Annotated in this window: 19 protein-coding genes and 1 riboswitch; of the genes, 5 read left to right on the top strand and 14 right to left on the bottom strand. The window is 38.5% G+C overall.

Annotated elements, in window-relative coordinates:
• Positions 1-40: 40 nt before the first annotated feature.
• The 6 genes from ACGLYD_RS03990 to ACGLYD_RS03965 all read right to left on the bottom strand — a co-directional run bounded on the left by ACGLYD_RS03990 (position 41) and on the right by ACGLYD_RS03965 (position 3,870).
• Complete coding sequence (locus tag ACGLYD_RS03990; RefSeq protein WP_399631501.1) at positions 41-268, bottom strand: hypothetical protein; 228 nt, start codon at positions 266-268, stop codon at positions 41-43.
• A 185-nt stretch (positions 269-453) separates the two neighbouring features.
• A complete protein-coding gene (locus tag ACGLYD_RS03985) occupies positions 454-927 on the bottom strand; it encodes an SMI1/KNR4 family protein (protein WP_399631499.1) in 474 nt (157 codons plus the stop codon).
• A gap of 663 nt (positions 928-1,590) precedes the next feature.
• Positions 1,591-1,896, bottom strand: a complete 306-nt coding sequence (locus ACGLYD_RS03980) for a DUF4870 domain-containing protein (protein ID WP_067207281.1) — start codon at positions 1,894-1,896, stop codon at positions 1,591-1,593.
• Positions 1,897-1,960: 64 nt separating this feature from the next.
• A complete protein-coding gene (gene nagZ / locus ACGLYD_RS03975) occupies positions 1,961-3,202 on the bottom strand; it encodes a beta-N-acetylhexosaminidase (RefSeq protein ID WP_187047196.1) in 1,242 nt (413 codons plus the stop codon).
• Positions 3,203-3,226: 24 nt separating this feature from the next.
• A complete protein-coding gene (locus ACGLYD_RS03970) occupies positions 3,227-3,622 on the bottom strand; it encodes a DnaJ family domain-containing protein (protein WP_255428620.1) in 396 nt (131 codons plus the stop codon).
• A 14-nt stretch (positions 3,623-3,636) separates the two neighbouring features.
• Positions 3,637-3,870, bottom strand: a complete 234-nt coding sequence (locus ACGLYD_RS03965; RefSeq protein WP_067207275.1) for a hypothetical protein — start codon at positions 3,868-3,870, stop codon at positions 3,637-3,639.
• A 154-nt stretch (positions 3,871-4,024) separates the two neighbouring features.
• Between ACGLYD_RS03965 and ACGLYD_RS03960 the strand changes: the two genes are divergently transcribed.
• A complete protein-coding gene (locus ACGLYD_RS03960) occupies positions 4,025-5,302 on the top strand; it encodes an erythromycin esterase family protein (RefSeq protein ID WP_399631493.1) in 1,278 nt (425 codons plus the stop codon).
• Positions 5,303-5,635: 333 nt separating this feature from the next.
• On the opposite strand, the gene ACGLYD_RS03955 is transcribed toward ACGLYD_RS03960, so the two are convergent.
• Positions 5,636-6,118 (bottom strand): PaaI family thioesterase, encoded by a 483-nt coding sequence (locus ACGLYD_RS03955; protein WP_338653044.1) that lies wholly within the window; start codon positions 6,116-6,118, stop codon positions 5,636-5,638.
• 54 nt (positions 6,119-6,172) lie between these two features.
• A complete protein-coding gene (locus ACGLYD_RS03950; protein ID WP_187047190.1) occupies positions 6,173-6,904 on the bottom strand; it encodes an AAA family ATPase in 732 nt (243 codons plus the stop codon).
• A gap of 124 nt (positions 6,905-7,028) precedes the next feature.
• On the opposite strand from ACGLYD_RS03950, the gene ACGLYD_RS03945 reads away from it, so the two are divergent.
• Positions 7,029-7,472 (top strand): hypothetical protein, encoded by a 444-nt coding sequence (locus tag ACGLYD_RS03945; protein WP_067207247.1) that lies wholly within the window; start codon positions 7,029-7,031, stop codon positions 7,470-7,472.
• Positions 7,473-7,604: 132 nt separating this feature from the next.
• On the opposite strand, the gene ACGLYD_RS03940 is transcribed toward ACGLYD_RS03945, so the two are convergent.
• Both ACGLYD_RS03940 and ACGLYD_RS03935 read right to left on the bottom strand, forming a co-directional pair.
• Positions 7,605-7,697 (bottom strand): hypothetical protein, encoded by a 93-nt coding sequence (locus ACGLYD_RS03940; RefSeq protein ID WP_399631489.1) that lies wholly within the window; start codon positions 7,695-7,697, stop codon positions 7,605-7,607.
• A gap of 38 nt (positions 7,698-7,735) precedes the next feature.
• Positions 7,736-8,059 carry a hypothetical protein gene (locus tag ACGLYD_RS03935; protein ID WP_399631486.1) on the bottom strand — a complete coding sequence of 108 codons (324 nt, stop codon included), beginning with the start codon at positions 8,057-8,059 and terminating at the stop codon, positions 7,736-7,738.
• Between the two features lie 131 nt (positions 8,060-8,190).
• Between ACGLYD_RS03935 and ACGLYD_RS03930 the strand changes: the two genes are divergently transcribed.
• Positions 8,191-8,496, top strand: coding sequence for a hypothetical protein (locus ACGLYD_RS03930; RefSeq protein WP_067207241.1), 306 nt, complete (start codon positions 8,191-8,193; stop codon positions 8,494-8,496).
• 110 nt (positions 8,497-8,606) lie between these two features.
• Positions 8,607-10,439 (top strand): oligoendopeptidase F, encoded by a 1,833-nt coding sequence (gene pepF / locus ACGLYD_RS03925; protein WP_354314490.1) that lies wholly within the window; start codon positions 8,607-8,609, stop codon positions 10,437-10,439.
• A 167-nt stretch (positions 10,440-10,606) separates the two neighbouring features.
• Here the strand turns inward: pepF and ACGLYD_RS03920 are convergent, their stop codons facing one another.
• From ACGLYD_RS03920 to ACGLYD_RS03910, 3 genes are read right to left on the bottom strand one after another with little or no spacing between them, the layout of a single operon-like run.
• Complete coding sequence (locus ACGLYD_RS03920) at positions 10,607-11,419, bottom strand: MetQ/NlpA family ABC transporter substrate-binding protein (RefSeq protein WP_067213880.1); 813 nt, start codon at positions 11,417-11,419, stop codon at positions 10,607-10,609.
• Between the two features lie 17 nt (positions 11,420-11,436).
• Complete coding sequence (locus ACGLYD_RS03915) at positions 11,437-12,108, bottom strand: methionine ABC transporter permease (RefSeq protein WP_067207239.1); 672 nt, start codon at positions 12,106-12,108, stop codon at positions 11,437-11,439.
• Entirely contained in the window at positions 12,098-13,111 is a 1,014-nt protein-coding gene (locus ACGLYD_RS03910) for a methionine ABC transporter ATP-binding protein (protein ID WP_187047186.1), read from the bottom strand. The genes ACGLYD_RS03915 and ACGLYD_RS03910 overlap by 11 nt, the downstream gene beginning before the upstream one ends.
• A 105-nt stretch (positions 13,112-13,216) precedes the next feature.
• Positions 13,217-13,327: riboswitch (SAM riboswitch) on the bottom strand.
• Positions 13,328-13,828: 501 nt separating this feature from the next.
• Between ACGLYD_RS03910 and ACGLYD_RS03905 the strand changes: the two genes are divergently transcribed.
• Positions 13,829-14,998, top strand: a complete 1,170-nt coding sequence (locus ACGLYD_RS03905; RefSeq protein WP_187047185.1) for a pyridoxal phosphate-dependent aminotransferase — start codon at positions 13,829-13,831, stop codon at positions 14,996-14,998.
• Positions 14,999-15,291: 293 nt separating this feature from the next.
• Here ACGLYD_RS03905 and ACGLYD_RS03900 read toward each other — a convergent pair whose 3' ends face one another.
• The gene (locus ACGLYD_RS03900) at positions 15,292-16,143 is read right to left on the bottom strand and encodes a GNAT family N-acetyltransferase (RefSeq protein WP_187047184.1); all 852 of its coding nucleotides are present in this window, start codon (positions 16,141-16,143) and stop codon (positions 15,292-15,294) included.
• Between the last annotated feature and the right edge of the window lie 267 nt (positions 16,144-16,410).

The raw sequence follows: 16,410 nt of genomic DNA, 5'->3' as shown, positions 1-16,410 counted from the left end.
CAACATTTGGAAACTTATTATTATAAATTTTGTTCCAAATTTATAATGCACTTGGATAACAATTATTAATCGAAGGTGCTCCACTTCTCGAAAACATTTCATCAAAGACCTCATGTATCACTACAGCTAATTTTTCAACAGATGCAGTTGGTAATCGCGATACAATGCGACTTATTTCTGGATCATATTCATCCTCAGATGAGAAACTTAAAAAGTTCTTCGGGTCCCAATCATTAATTACTTCTTTTACAATTTGGTAGTGGTTCATAATATCCCTCTTTTAATATTTATTTTTAATGATTTATTCTACACCCTTATTTATCTAAGCTGCCCCCTTAGGTGAAGATGAAAAGCAATAGCTGTTCAAACCTAGCCTGAAAAATTTGTTCGTGTACAAGAAAATCCGTTAGGTGAACAAGGTTTCGTTGAATTGTTGAGCAGGTATCGAGTTCGTTAGACTATTGCATTTTTAAACAAAGATGCAAGGTTTTCTACTAGTTGAGCTTTAGTGAGATCATCGTGATATATACGATAAACTCTTGTCTCGTCTGAGTTTAGTTTGACATATATAGGGTCGCCGCTACCGTGGGAGCAACTAGCTAGAAAAACGTATCCATCTTTTAACGCAGATATTCCAGGTTCAAATTCAGTGCTTTCTTCAATTATGTCGTCAACACCACCACATATCATATAAGAAATTCCGTCATAATCCTCATCTGGCTCATCTTCTTGGACCCCAAACTCCGTATCGATTAAAGGAACGGTTGTATAAAGTTCGATATACCAATTTGGTAACTTTATCTTCAATTCTTTTTCTAATTTTGCTATGTCACTTTCGCATACTGTTTTACCAACAAAATCGGGATATTTCATCTTAATTCTATCGACCAGTCTTCTGGCTTCCAAAGTAATTTCATTATTCGTCATAATTCAATACCCCCATAAAGACTTCACTTAATTCAATGTGTATGTACACATGTTTACATGCAATTTTAAAGTCAGTGACTTTTATTCAGCTCTTTTCGTTTGAGCATTAAACTATCATAACCAAAGACTTAAAAGTTCCTGATTAAACTAGACTGCTCCGTTTGTTCTAGAAGAAAAAAGAGCTGCCTAGGAACCCTTTGGTCTTCAACTAAACCAGCATCCGATAGTTTAAATACCTTCTCATTTACAAATCATCATAAGTAAATCCCGTTACAGAGAATTTGCCATAATTGATTACATCTAGCACCTGGTCAAGCAATCTCGTTCTAGCTTGCCAAACACGTAGTCTTGCATCACGACAAAAAATATACCTTTACAATTTCCAAACCAAAATATCATTCCAATTATTTCTATAAATTCAGTTTACACTCAACTACTTCAATAAGTAAGTCCTTTTCAATGAAACACCCCTTTAGATAAACATCTAAAGGGGTAAAACGTCGCATCTTTTTTATAAACATCGCGGCTTTATTTTTAATCCACAGCGGCATCGTAACATAGAATTATGTTAAAAAATACCACTAAAGCAGGTTCTACTTTAGAGGACATTTAGTATGGATTTTTTTCATACTACACTTAATGATTTGTTTATTTATAACATAATTAAATCCATCTACCTACAATCGGATAATTGTACTTTTCGTCATTCAGTGCTTTTACAATTGCTATGATCGGCACAATTAACCACATTAAACCAAATCCAATTAGCAATGGAATCCCGATAATTACAATAATAAGTATCGTAGAAACAACAATCAATGCTCCCATGACCAGTTGGAATAAGATTGCTTGTATCGCCATCCTTTTGACCTCTAAATCATCAATAACTAGATAAATGATAAACGGTACCAAAAATGGCATAAAGAAAGCACTGGCATGAATTAACACTTTTAATCCTTTATTCTCCATATAATAACCCTCCCAATCTTTTTCAAGTATTTTATTATACGAATAATCGGGAGAGAAAATTCATTTATTTCAGCTGAAGCTTGTCGTACAATTCATTGATTTTATCCATATCCACTTTTTCATGCACTTCATCTGACACACTATATTTTTCTTTTAGCGTTAAAATCCGCTTTACACTCTCATTAAGCCGCTCTTCTGTGATTTCCCCTGTTTCAATAGCCTTAATGAACGCATTCAAAGTATTTAGTTGAACTTCATAATCGCGAACTACAAGTAGCTGATCACTTCCCGCGATGAAGGACTGAACTGCCGCTTCTGGGATTGTATAGTCATTCGCAATCGCCCCCATCGTCAGATCATCCGTTATGATGACACCTTCAAATTTCATTTCGTTGCGAAGTAATCCCGTGATAATAGCTTTAGACATTGAGGATGGATAATCAGGGTCAAGTGCTGGGAATAAAATATGAGCGACCATTACAGCATCGGCACCTTCTTCAATTGCCTTTTGAAATGGAACTAGCTCTACGTTACGAAGTGCTTCCAAAGTTGTTTCCACTTTTGGCAACGCCTTATGTGAATCAACAACCGTATCGCCGTGCCCCGGAAAATGCTTAACGACAGGAATAATGCCATTGTCCATCATTCCATGCATCGTCGATATGCCTAGCTTAGCGACTTGATAGGGATCCGATCCGAATGAGCGATTCCCGATAACTGGATTTCTTGGGTTACTATTAACATCCAATACAGGTGCAAAGTTCATGTTATAACCGAATTCGTTAAGCACTCCAGCTAAATAGGTGCCTGCGCGGTAACTCACCGATTCATCATTAAGTTTACCAATTTGCGCACTTGTGGGCAGTTTAGGTATACCGACGGGCATTCTGGAAACACGTCCTCCTTCTTCATCGACAGAAAGGAATAGTGGGATTTTATTAAGTTCATTTGCTTTTTTAATTCCATTAATCAGCTGTAGCATTTCATTTGTTGTCGCTACATTTCTTCCCATAATAATAACCCCACCAACATGATAGTTACGGATGAGGTTATCCATCTCACTAGAAAACGAGGTACCTTCAACGCCAATCACTAGTAATTGCCCGACCTTTTCTTCCAATGTCATTTGGTCAACCATTTCTTCTACCTTTGATAAAACAATCTCCTCCTTTTTGGGTGGTTCTGTAATCGGCGAGTTTGTTACATCTGTTTCTTTATCCTTATTTTTTTGTGTAAATTGAGAACATCCCGACATTAATAAAGTGCAACAAACGACGAGAAAAATGAACTTATAATTACGATTCACTGTCACTCCCCTTTTCTTATTACTTCATTTCCACCGATCAATCACAGCTTCAAAATTACTAAGCGACACTGATCCCTTCTGCATAGGGGGTGGGCAAGATTTATTGTATTCAGCTATTTTCTCGTTTGCTTTTTCTATTCGTAATTCCAACTCTGCTGCAGCATCTGCACGTTGAATAGCTGTAATTGCGATTAATTCATCGCGAATTTCATGCTGTAGATTTAACCAATGTGGTTTATATCCGGCATCTTTAGCGATTCGCTGAAAATGCTGGAACGTATCACCCGAAAAGTACTCTTGTGATAACGGTTTCCCATGGCCCGCTAAGTTATCCATGCCGCCTTTTTTTGTATATTCTTTTAAAATATCGCCGATTAGATCGTTGTATGGTGGGTTTAATTTATCGTCGCTCATACTCATTCACTCCCCCTCCTTTATATTTTCATAATTTCATTTTTTCCAGATGTATAATCCAGTTTCATTTGTTCCAATTCGATTTTCATCTTTTCAGTTTCCATGATAAAGTTTTGCTGTTTTAGTTTTTCTAGTTCGATCTCACCCCTCATGAATTCCCCTTTAATTTTCACGATTCTTCTTTGATGATCCGTAATAATTGCAATGATTGGCACACTCATCACAAGCCCAACAATAATAACTCCCTCTAGCATTTCAATCGCCCCTTTGTCATGTAATTAATTCAATTGTACATTATTGCAATTGACTGTCATACAATTTCAATTCATTTTGTTTAACTATCATAGGCTACGATGTGAATAGTTGGGTATACTTCCATAATACATTGCAGGAAATGGGGTTATCCAATTGAAGTTCACACTTGAGGAAGCCGTTAAAAATTATGCACTCCCGTTTCAATCTGATGCGGATCTTTCAACAATAATCGAAGCCATAGGTGATGCAAAAATCGTCTTATTAGGAGAAGCAAGCCATGGGACATCAGAATTCTACACAGTTCGGGCTAAGCTGTCCAAAATGCTAATTGAACAGAAAGGGTTTTCAGCCATCGCGGTCGAAGGTGATTGGCCGTCCGCTCAGCATGTTAATCGCTATATAAAAGGATATAGCGAAAGTAAAGATGATGCACACGAAGTTTTGAAAGCTTTCGGCAGATGGCCGACGTGGATGTGGGCTAATGAAGAGGTTGCGGAGTTTGTCGACTGGTTGAAAATGCATAATGACAAGAGGATTCCCGATCAAAAAACAGGATTTTACGGAATCGATATGTATAGTCTCTGGGAATCTATGGAGGAAATTATCCGTTACTTAACAGAATCCAATCCCGCGGGTGCCGATCTTGAACTAGCTAAAAAGGCTTTTTCCTGCTTCGAACCTTTCAACGGTATGCCAGACCATTATGCAATTTCCACAGCTCACTTTTCACAAGTTTGCATTGACGAAGTGAGTGATTTATTATCGTCCATTCGCTCGCACAATAAACACTATAAAGACGATCAGGAAACCACTTTAAATTTAAAAGTGAATGCACTCGTAACTAAAAATGCCGAAAAATATTACCGTGCCATGCTCCAAGACAACGCACTTTCCTGGAATATTCGTGATGAACATATGGTTGAAGCGATTAATGAAGTAATGAATCATTATGGAGAAAATGCAAAGATCATCGTTTGGGAACATAATACGCATATTGGAGACGCCCGTGCAACAACAATGCAGGAGGACGGAATGCTCAACGTCGGTCAATTACTGCGAGAACAATTTATGAAAGAAGATGTCTATGCAGTAGGATTCGGAACGCATCGGGGCACCGTCATCGCAGCTGAACAATGGGGAGTACCTTTCGAGCTAATAGAAGTCCCTCCCGCTCGTCAACATTCATGGGAAGATTTAGTACACAAGTCTGGCGCTTTCAATAAACTATTCGTTTTCAATGAAGATAACCGACACTATTTCACCAGCTGGATTGGCCATAGAGCAATTGGGGTCGTCTACAACCCTGAATACGAGAAATTTGGAAACTATGTACCAACTCAAATCGGAAATCGATATGATGCTTTTATATTTATTGATCAAACAAAAGCACTGGAACCGCTGAATCTAGGGGTAACGGTTACTGATATATGACATTATGATAGCGGAAGAATAAAAATCGTGGTTGATGAATTAATCACGATTTTTATTTCCATTTTAATAGTGTAGTTGCTGAACCCAATTTAATTAGTTTTCTCTTTGATTGTTTTCAACAATATCTTTAAATATTGCTACTTTATTGTTCCAAAACTGTTCGTAGAAAGTAAGCCGTGTTTGCAATTTCCGCAGTGGCTCTCCAAACGATATACATTTTCACGTCCCATTTTTCGTGCAACAACGAGTTCGGTTGCATATCATCTATTATTTTATAATTCATAAAAAAGCTGACTGCACATAGCAATCAGCTTTTCACATTTATTTACTCCATTACTTATTCGCAAATGTTGCTGGCATGATAACAGCAACGACTTCTCCTGTTGCAACAACTGTGTCATCCGCAAATACTTCAACAGATACCTTAAACTTCTTCGGATGAATTTCTTCCACTTTTCCAACCGCTTTTAACAAAGTACCTTGTTTAGTTGGTTTCATATAATTCACGTTTAATGACGCTGTGACGAAACGTGGTGGTTCTTCTCCACTGCCTGGCTCATGCCCATTTTTTCGGTGCAATGCAAGTGCGGCCGAACCAGTCCCATGACAATCGACAAATGATGCGATTAGACCGCCATAAACAAATCCTGGAATCGCAATATGCTTCGGTGACGGTTCATAATAGGTTACAGTTTCTTCCCCTTGCCACCCCGTTCGGAAATGGTAACCATCTTCATTTAAGCGCCCACAACCAAAACACCAAGCGAAATCTTCCGGATAGTCATCTTGAATTGCATGTACTACTTCATTATTCATATCCCTTTTCCCCCATTCCACATTCCTACGTCATCATTATAACATTCCGACAATCTATTCATCCTCTAAAATATCTTTCAGAAACTTTTCACGATGATCCAGGAAATATTTTGTGATCTGATAGTGCTCAGTCATTTCATATTCGGTTTCCTTTATTTCTCCATCATCAAAACTCAAGATTGTCGCATCAGGATAGCCTAAAATTATGGGCGAATGCGTTGCAATGATGAACTGGCAATTTTCTTCCCGGACAAGATCATGCATAATACGCAGAAACGACAGCTGCCTTTGCGGTGATAATGCGGCTTCCGGCTCATCGAGTAAGTAAATTGCCTTTCCATTGAATCGATTTAGAAATAGTGACAGAAATGATTCACCATGAGACTGATGATGAAGTGATTTCCCTCCGTAAGCATGATAGGAGCCATCGGGTTCTTTTGCCATTTCATCAACGTGTGAAGCAAAATGATAAAAAGATTCAGCCCGTAAAAAGAATCCGTTCGTCACTTTCGGCATCCATGACAAGCGAAGATAATCACTTAATGCACTTTCAGACGCATCTACTGCATATGTATTGTTTCTACCGCCACCCGCCGAATTAAACCCGCATAAATCCGCAACTCCCTCAAGTAATGTCGATTTCCCTGAACCATTTTCCCCAACAAAAAATGTAACACTATTCGTTAAATCCAACTCCGTTAGCGACTGAATTGAGGGTATAGAAAATGGATACTCCTCCTTTGAAAGTGACTCTTTATGAAGAAGCGTTATTTTTTTCAAAAACATTTGATTATAACCCCTTTCTACTAATTTCCCCGTGTGATTCTGCATAGATTATTAATGTACAAGCATGATCCCGTACATCTTCATCCGCGTATACTAAAGAAATGAATTACAGGAGGAATAGAACATGAAAATAAGAGCACTATTATCGATTGGCATTATGATTATAGGCACATATGCAATGACTCAACTTTTCCTAGGCTACGACAAGAAAGAGGTTACGAAGGTTCTTGGCACCACGGAATCTCAGTTTAGTGTAATGACCTTTTCGGAACCATCCCTTTCAGGTTCCTCCCCCAAAATTTGGAATATAAGTGATGAATCTGAAATTGAAAGCTTACTTGAATTCCTTCAAGATTATCATGTCCGAAAATTAAAACCTGAAAAAATTAATAAGGTTGATGATATCAATCAGTTCATTATTAATTTAACAGATAGTAATGGAGACAACTTTAGCATTATTGTAAATGAAGATCTAATCATCCAAAACTCTTCACTCTATTACGAAGTAGTTGACGGTCCACTAGATGTTGATTGGATTGTTCATTTTCTCATCAGCAATAAAATTTAACCTATCCAATACAGGGGGCAAGATAGTCATTCTATTCTTGTCCTTTTTAAAAAGACAATAAAATATAAGTTTTCTCCTTGAGCATTGTTTAGACTCAAGCGCTTTTCTTATGCGTTTATTTAAGTTGATCAATCAAAAAATAGCTATCATTAATATGAACAAAAGAAATATGGTATAGATTTGTAGAATCCATTGTTTTGAAGGTTTATTGAATTTCCAATCCATAAATCCTCTTACCATAGATACTAAAATCAGATAAGGTCCTAAAAATAAACAAAGTTAAAATTTTCATACTTTGTAGCTAGAGTAACGGAGCCAATGATAGAACCAATAACAAAACCAATCATCAGGATTGCCAACGCGAAAAATTGAAGACTTTTTGCGCGATCGTCCATTGTATTTGTCTTCTTTGTTATATGCAGCTTTCTTTTTAGAAATCGCTCTCCCAGCCACACTGCAATAATTAACACAATACCAACGATAATTAGTTCTTTCACTTTTCCTTGCACCCCATTCTTGAAATGAACTATATAGTGAACAAAAGAAACGAAGGCACCTAACTCCATAGCGAAATCAATTGGTTTCATTATTTCAACATATATAGACTGATACTCTCAACTAATTTGTTGTTCCATATTTATACTTACGTCTTTATCCCTTAGAAGTTTCACATTTCGTATATACTTATGGGAAGAGTATTTTAAAGGAGCTAACTAACATGGAATTTAAAAGCATCGATGAACAAGTCATTCAAAAATATCAACAAGATGAGCAGCTAATGATTCGGTTGTTTGTACAATGGTGTGCTAATAATGAAGTGAACCCGCATGAATTATATAGCCGTGCATACCCAGACCAACAAGAAAATGAGACGATGAAGAAAATAGTTGAGGAAGCTAAATTTGAAGAAGAAATCGACATTGATAACGAAACAATGCTGGATGTCCTACAACTTTTCGGCAATGATGATCTTGCTTTTATCCTAACAGATGAAATCGAACGTCTTTCAAAAAAGCAAAAATAACACATACTATCTGAAAGTTGTCAAAAAAGGGATTTGTTTTTTTACTTTTACCCTATTCTACTATATACTATTATTTAGTTCGACATCCGTAATAAAAGGGAGAGATTAGATTGGTAAAGAGTATGCCGCTGCGTTCAGAAGTAAAGACAGAAGAAACATGGAATCTGCAAGACCTTTTCAAAACAGAAGAGGAATATGATGCTGCGATAATTGACTTGGTAAAAGAAGTCGATGCATTTGCCGAAAAATTCAATGGCAACATTAAAGATGCTAAATCAGTAATAGAGGCATTGGAAGGCTTTGCGGCTGTTTATGAAAAAGTGGTTCCTGTTGGCACGTATACGAGTTTGTCATCAAGTACAGACCAAACGGATGACGAAGCACAAATGCGCTCAAGCAAGTTTGGTTCCACTGCCGCAAAAATAAACAGCAAACTATCATTCGTCAACAGTCAACTTTCTGAATTACCCATTGATGTTTTGGAAGATGCAATGAAACAGTCAGGTGATTTTAAAAATTACTTGGAGAAATTGATTCGCAAAAAAGAGTACCAATTGCATCCTGAAGTTGAGAAAACTTTAGCTGCCTTCTCTTCCACATTCGCCGGGCCATATGGCTTGTATAACACGACAAAAATGGTGGATATGGCATTTGATGATTTCGAAGTCGACGGGAAAAGTTATCCGTTAAGCTATGTGTCCTTCGAAGGTGACTGGGAGGGCGAAACGGATACCGCCAAACGCCGTGCTGCATTCGATGCATTCTCAGCTAAGTTAAAAGACTATCAACATACAACTGCAAAAACATATGACATGCATTTACAAACGGAAAAAACAACAGCTGACCTAAGAGGGTATAATTCGATTTTCGATTACTTATTGTTCACCCAAGAAGTCGATAAGTCCATGTATGACCGTCAAATTGATTTAATCACAAAAGAACTTGCACCTCACATGCGGAAGTACGCGAAACTTCTGCAAAAAGTCCATGGACTTGATAAAATGACGTTTGCCGACTTGAAAATCTCGCTTGATCCAACATACGAACCAAAAATCACCGTAGATGAATCGAAGAAATATATTGATGATGCCCTTGCTATAATGGGTACTGATTACATGGAGATGGTGGATCGTTCATACAAAGAACGATGGATTGATTTCGCTCAAAACAAAGGTAAATCAACAGGAGCATTCTGTTCCAGCCCTTATGGCAACCATCCATATATCCTTATTTCATGGACAGGTAGTATGAATGATGTATTCGTCTTAGCTCATGAATTAGGGCATGCGGGTCATTTCTACAATGCAAATCGAGAGCAAAACGTATTCAATGCACGCCCATCACTATATTTCATCGAAGCACCTTCGACGATGAATGAAATGCTCGTGGCTAACCACCTATTAGAAAACTCAAATGATCCGAAATTCAAGCGTTGGGTTATTTCATCAATCGTTGCACGCACGTACTACCATAACTTTGTAACGCACTTACTAGAAGCTGCCTACCAACGAAAAGTCTATGAACGCATTGACGCAGGCGGAAGTGTCAACGCCGGTGTATTGAACAACTTGAAACGCGGCGTGCTTGAAGAGTTCTGGGGAGATGATGTGGAGATTAATGAAGGCGCGGAACTTACATGGATGCGTCAGCCACACTACTACATGGGCTTGTATCCATACACATACAGTGCTGGACTCACAATCTCCACTCAAGTATCTAAACGTGTCCTTGAAGAAGGTCAGCCTGCTGTCGATGAATGGCTCGAAGTATTGAAAGCTGGTGGTACAAAATCCCCTGCTGAACTGTCAAAAATGGCAGGTGTCGATATTACAACAGAAAAACCATTGCGTGACACAATCGCTTATATCGGTGATTTGATTGATCAGCTAGTTGTGTTGACGGAAGAAATTGAGGCAAACGAAACGGCTAACGTTTCACAATAAAACAAAAGCGCAAATGCCTGTTCAGAGGCGCTTGAGTCTAGACGTGAAATATCAGCTTTCGCAGGTTATCCACTGTACAAGATTTTATAATTTCCTAGGCAGGAAGAACAAAAAAGCTGACGAAACCGTAATGGTCTCGTCAGCTTTTTGACGTTGTTAATTAGATTTTACTTCATCCACTCTGGTTTACCAAAGCCTTCAAAATCTGAATCAATTACTTTTTCAAATTCTGCTGATTCTACTATTTCAATAATATCTTTAGCAAATTGCTTATCAATGTTTTCCGTTTTTACAGCAACTACGTTTCTGTATATATCAAGCATGTCCTCTAGTGCTAGCGCATCTAATAAATTCATACTTGCAGCCAAGGCAAAGTTTCCAGGAACTGCCGCTAAATCAGTACCGTCAACTGAACGTGGAAGCTGACCCGCTTCGATTGGCTGAAACACCAAGTTCTTCTTATTCATTGTTACATCTTTTTCAGATACTTTTAGCACTTCTGCATTTGGATCTAATTCAATTAGACCTTCATCCTGTAACACTAAAAGGGCGCGGGCTCCATTAACAGGATCGTTTGGAATGGTAACTTTTGCTCCATCCTCAATAGCTTCAATTGTCTTGAATTTATTCGAATAAATGCCCATTGGAGCTGTTGGTACGATAATAAGTGGTGATAATTCAGCTTCCGTTTCTTTAACGACATTTTCTAAATAAGTCGTGTTTTGGAACAGGTTTGCATCAATATCGCCACTTGCCAGTGCATTGTTCGGCTGAATATAATCACTAAACTCAATTAGTTCAACTTTATATCCCTTTTCTTCAAGTCCAGGAATAATCGCCTTTTTCAACATATCACTATATGGTCCAGCGGTTGCACCAATTTTCACAGATTTGTCATCCGAAGCTTTTTCTTTGCCACCACAAGCAGCTAGTGCGGTTCCAACTACAAGTACTAATACAACTAATAGAAACTTTTTCATAATTTTCTCTCTCCCCATCATCGTTTATCAATTACTTTTGAAATCCGATCTCCTGCAAACTGAATTACTTGTACAAATAGTATTAATATCACCACGGTCACTACCATTATTGTATTGTCGTAACGATAGTAGCCGAATCGAATTGCTAAATCCCCGATTCCGCCACCACCAACAACACCAGCCATTGCTGAATAGGCGACTAAACTAATTACTGTAAGTGTCACGCCTTGAATAATACTTGTTTTTGCTTCAGGCAATAGTACATCTTTGATAATCATCCACGGAGTTGCACCAACAGCGATTGCAGCTTCGATAACACCTTTATCAATCTCTCTTAGTGAAGTCTCCACAATTCTTGCGAAAAAAGGGATTGCTGCCGCAGATAATGAAACACTAGCAGCCCCAGGGCCAATCGGAGTACCTACTATTAAAATCGTTAAAGGGATTAACGCGACGAGTAAAATAATAAACGGCACAGAACGGACCATATTGACGATAAAGCCAATAACTGAGTTCAATGCCCGATTTTCTAAAAATAAGCCTTTATCGGTAGTGAACAGCAAAATCCCTAGCGGAAGCCCAATAACAAGTGCGATAACGAGAGAAATACTTATCATATAAAGTGTTTCCCCAAATGCTTTTGTAATATCAGGCATTAACTCTATAACGTGTTGTAAATCAATTCCCATTGTCAATTACCTCCACTTGAGCAGCTCGTGATGACATATAGGCAATTGCCTTTTCTATTTCGTCATCCTCGCCTTTTAGTTCCATCAGGAAAGTACCGAGTGGCCTTTCTTGAATATATTCAATGGAGCCGTGTAGGAAATTACCTTGTATAGTAAATTGCTGCACAGTATCTGAGATAATTCCATCGCCTGCGACATCACCTTTAAACATGACTTTGACCAGTTTGCCCGTGCACTTGCTCAAAATCATTGACGGCACATCAAATGACACAACACTACTAATAAATTCTTTCGTTAATTCTTCTTGAGGATCTGAAAATATATCATATACTTGTCCTTCTTCAATCACTTTTCCATCTTGCATAATTGCCATGCGATCACAAATTTCTTTCACGACATTCATCTCGTGTGTTATTAGAACGATTGTAATCTGTAATTCTTTATTTATTTTCTTCAACAGCCTTAAAATAGATAGCGTCGTATTTGGATCTAATGCAGATGTTGCTTCATCACACAGTAACACTGAAGGATTATTCGCTAGTGCTCGGGCAATACCTACCCGCTGCTTCTGGCCACCACTCAGCTGCGCAGGATAAACATCCCGTTTATCAGAGAGGCCAACCATTTCTAGTAAGTCCGTTACCCGAGCGTTTATTTTATTGGCAGGCGTTTTGGCTGCCCGTAAAGCAAATGCTATATTTTCATATACTGTCTTTTGGCTGATTAAATAAAAGTGTTGAAAAATCATTCCTATTTTCAGACGTGCCTGACGGAGATTATTCCCCCGTAACTTCATCAAATTTAATCCATCTACTAAGATCGTTCCGCTCGTTGGTTTTTCCAACAAATTTAGACAACGGATAAGAGAACTCTTCCCTGCACCTGAGTAACCTACGATTCCGAAAATTTCTCCTGTGTTAATGTCGAGTGAGACATTATCAACACCAGTCACGATTCTCTCTTTTGTTTTGTATACTTTTGATACGTTTTGAATTTGAATCATGCAATTCTCCTCTTTCTATAAATAGAAGTACGAAATCTCAGATGTCTGACCATATAAAAATGCTTCTCTCATATATGAAAGAAGCACCGAAAATAAAAAGGTTTCAGCTCATCTTTCAGAATGAAATTCACTCTGTAGGAGTTAGCACCTTCCTTACATTACGCAAGGGGTTGCTGGACGTCATCGGGCCTATCCCTCAGTCTCTCTTGATAAGTACCATTATGTAATTATTTTGATTGATAAGTTTCATATTAGTATGTTCCAATAAGATTGTCAACATAATATGTTCTGATATATAACAATTTATTATCATTTTCATTTCATTCCATGTATACTGACAATAAGAAAAGCGGAAGGCGCCGTCTAGACGCGACAGGCATAAGTCAATCCAGGGGAAGGCAGTCTAAGAGCGCGACGTCCTGTCGCAACGACTGCATACCTGCATCCTTGCAGGCACGACGTGGCGCTCTTTGCCACATAGCTGGATTGCTTTCAAGGAACCTAGCCTAAGTACGCCGCGTCCTGCGGCAATGGCTAGGTGACCCACATCCTTTGGGCCTCAGAGCGGCTGGCGCCTGGAGCTAGACAATAAGAAAAGCGCAAGCGCCTTGGTAGACCCGACAAGCGCTGGAGTCTAGACACTGCTCCAAGTGAAAAACTTATACTATCTTACTCTTTTACACTAAAGATTGGATTACATAGAAGAGAGGTTATTACATGGCACTATCAAATCGACTCAAGAACCTACCACCGCACTTTTTCGCATCACTTGTTCGAAACGTACAAGAAGCACTTTCTGAAGGACGCGACGTTATTAACTTGGGGCGTGGAAATCCCGATCAACCGACACCTCCACATATTATAAAAGCACTCCAAGAAGCAGTCGAAGATCCAACAACACATGGATACTCCCCTTTCAGAGGGACTGCCGAATTAAAACAGGCTGTTGCTGACTTTTATAAACGAGAATACGATGTTCATATTGATCCTAAAACAGAGGTAGCGATTCTATTTGGAACAAAACCTGGATTGGTCGAGTTACCCCTCGCGATTATGAACGAAGATGAATTACTTTTATTGCCGGATCCGGGATATCCCGATTATTTATCGAGTGTAAGCTTAGCCAATATTAAATACGATTTAATGCCATTACTTGCAGAAAACGATTTTTTACCTGATTACTCTGCTCTTTCCGATGAACAAAAGAAGCAAGCAAAATTAATGTATTTGAACTATCCAAATAACCCAACAAGCGCAACAGCCACACTTCCATTTTTCGAAGAAACGATTGCTTTGGCAAAAGACAATGATATTGCAATTTTGCATGACTTTGCCTATGGTGGAATCGGTTTTGACGGTGCGAAACCTGTCAGTTTCCTGCAAGCAGAAGGTGCAAAAGAAGTTGGAATTGAAATGTACACATTGTCAAAAACGTATAATATGGCGGGATGGCGGGTCGGTTTTGCCATCGGTAATGCCGATATTATCGAAGCAATCAGCTTATTGCAGGATCATTTATTCATAGATATATTCCCAGCAATTCAGCGCGCAGCAACAGAGGCATTATCGGGAAGCCAGGATTGTGTGGATGAGCTCGTTTCACTTTACGAAAGCCGCCGGAATGTCTTAATTTCCGAATGTAAACGAATCGGTTGGGATGTCATCGCGCCCGCTGCATCTTTCTTCGCTTGGTTACCTGTACCAGAAGGATATACAAGCGAATCATTCACCAAGTTACTATTAGACAAAGCAGACATTGCCGTAGCACCGGGCCATGCTTTTGGAAGGTATGGTGAAGGGTATATACGTGTTGGCTTATTGGAAAGTGAAGACCGTTTAAAAGAAGCAGTTGCACGAATTGAAAAACTCGATATTTTTTCACGATAAAATAATTTAATTTGAATTTCATATCAAAAAAGCCAGGAGTTTTCTATTCTTGGCTTTTTTGACATGAAATATTCTTAGTTCGTTAGAAACATTGAAAAGAGCGAATATCATTTGGACTTATCACATGATGGATCCAGCCACGCCTTCTTCTCTGTACTTTCCAGCTAGTTATTGTGATTGTTTGTGTCATATTTATCTTCTAGTTTCGGAATTAATTTTTCCCATATCAGATATTTTCATATAAATTTCGATCAACTATGTGATTCAGATTTCCTATAAAGATCACACCTTTTTCATTTCAAGCTAAATCCAATCTGTATAGAATCTGCAATTCTCTTGTAGCCGATCTCTTGGTAGATTTTATTTGCTGTCGGATTCATCAAATCAGTGTAAAGCACACAAAAATCATATTTTTTTAGAAGTTCCTTTGTTCCAGCTGCTACCATCGTCCGCGCGTAGCCTTTCTTTCGCTCTTCCTTTGGTGTAAATACAAGGGAGACAGTTACGCCATGATTTGTCGGTCGGGCTTTTTTCATCATGGAAACTACTTTGCCATTATCCTCCCACAAAAATACTTCCTGTTCGGCTACAAATGATGCAACTCGACTTTTCACATCTTCCACTGCTGTTAGCGGAAGTCCTGCATCTTCCTCAAACAAGTTGAACCACATCTCAATGAGTGAACAATCATCCGTATTTGCCAAACGCCAAGAGCCTGGACTGTGTTCAAGTGTTTCATCTATATTATCTAATCGATACAATCCCTGGTCCATCATCAATTGAGGATACACACTTGTTTTCACTTCCCATTTCTTACTGAAGAGGAATGCCCACGGTTTTAAACCTATGATGGAACTAATTTCAATTTTAAGTTCCAATAGGTTTCTTATTAACAAATCCATACATTCTTCCAAACGGCTTTCATCCGTAAAAATTAGGTTTAACGGATGTGGATAGGTCATTTGAAATAAGGCTAGCACCTGCCCCTCCTCTTCAATCGTCGCCATAAACGGCTTCTCGTATCGGCCAGCTTTAATTGCCTGCAATACACCGAAAAAAAGACTGTATACATCTTCCCTTTTACCTAAAACAGGTTCAGCTTTCAATGCAAATTTTTGCACATCTTGATAACGTCTAAACTCCATCCCCACACCCCATTCACATAAAAATAATAAACATCGAAATATTATAACAATTCTACCACATTTAACCTATATGCTGTGACTCTGATTGAAATCCATTGGTTAGTGGAAAGCTCTCCTTATTGCACTGGAAATTATAAAGCTTCCCTGGGGATAATCTGCAAATGGGCCTAGAATGTTGCCACAGGTTGTGGTGTACTAAGGCTGCGTTCTTCTGTTACAGGCGCTTCCTCTTTTTTTTTGCAAATAAACGTCAAAGTGAGCTGAAAA

Origin of the sequence: Sporosarcina sp. SG10008 (genome assembly GCF_044569405.1) — a bacterium.
Lineage (GTDB): Bacteria > Bacillota > Bacilli > Bacillales_A > Planococcaceae > Sporosarcina > Sporosarcina psychrophila.
This window is presented reverse-complemented; position numbering and strand designations above follow the sequence as displayed.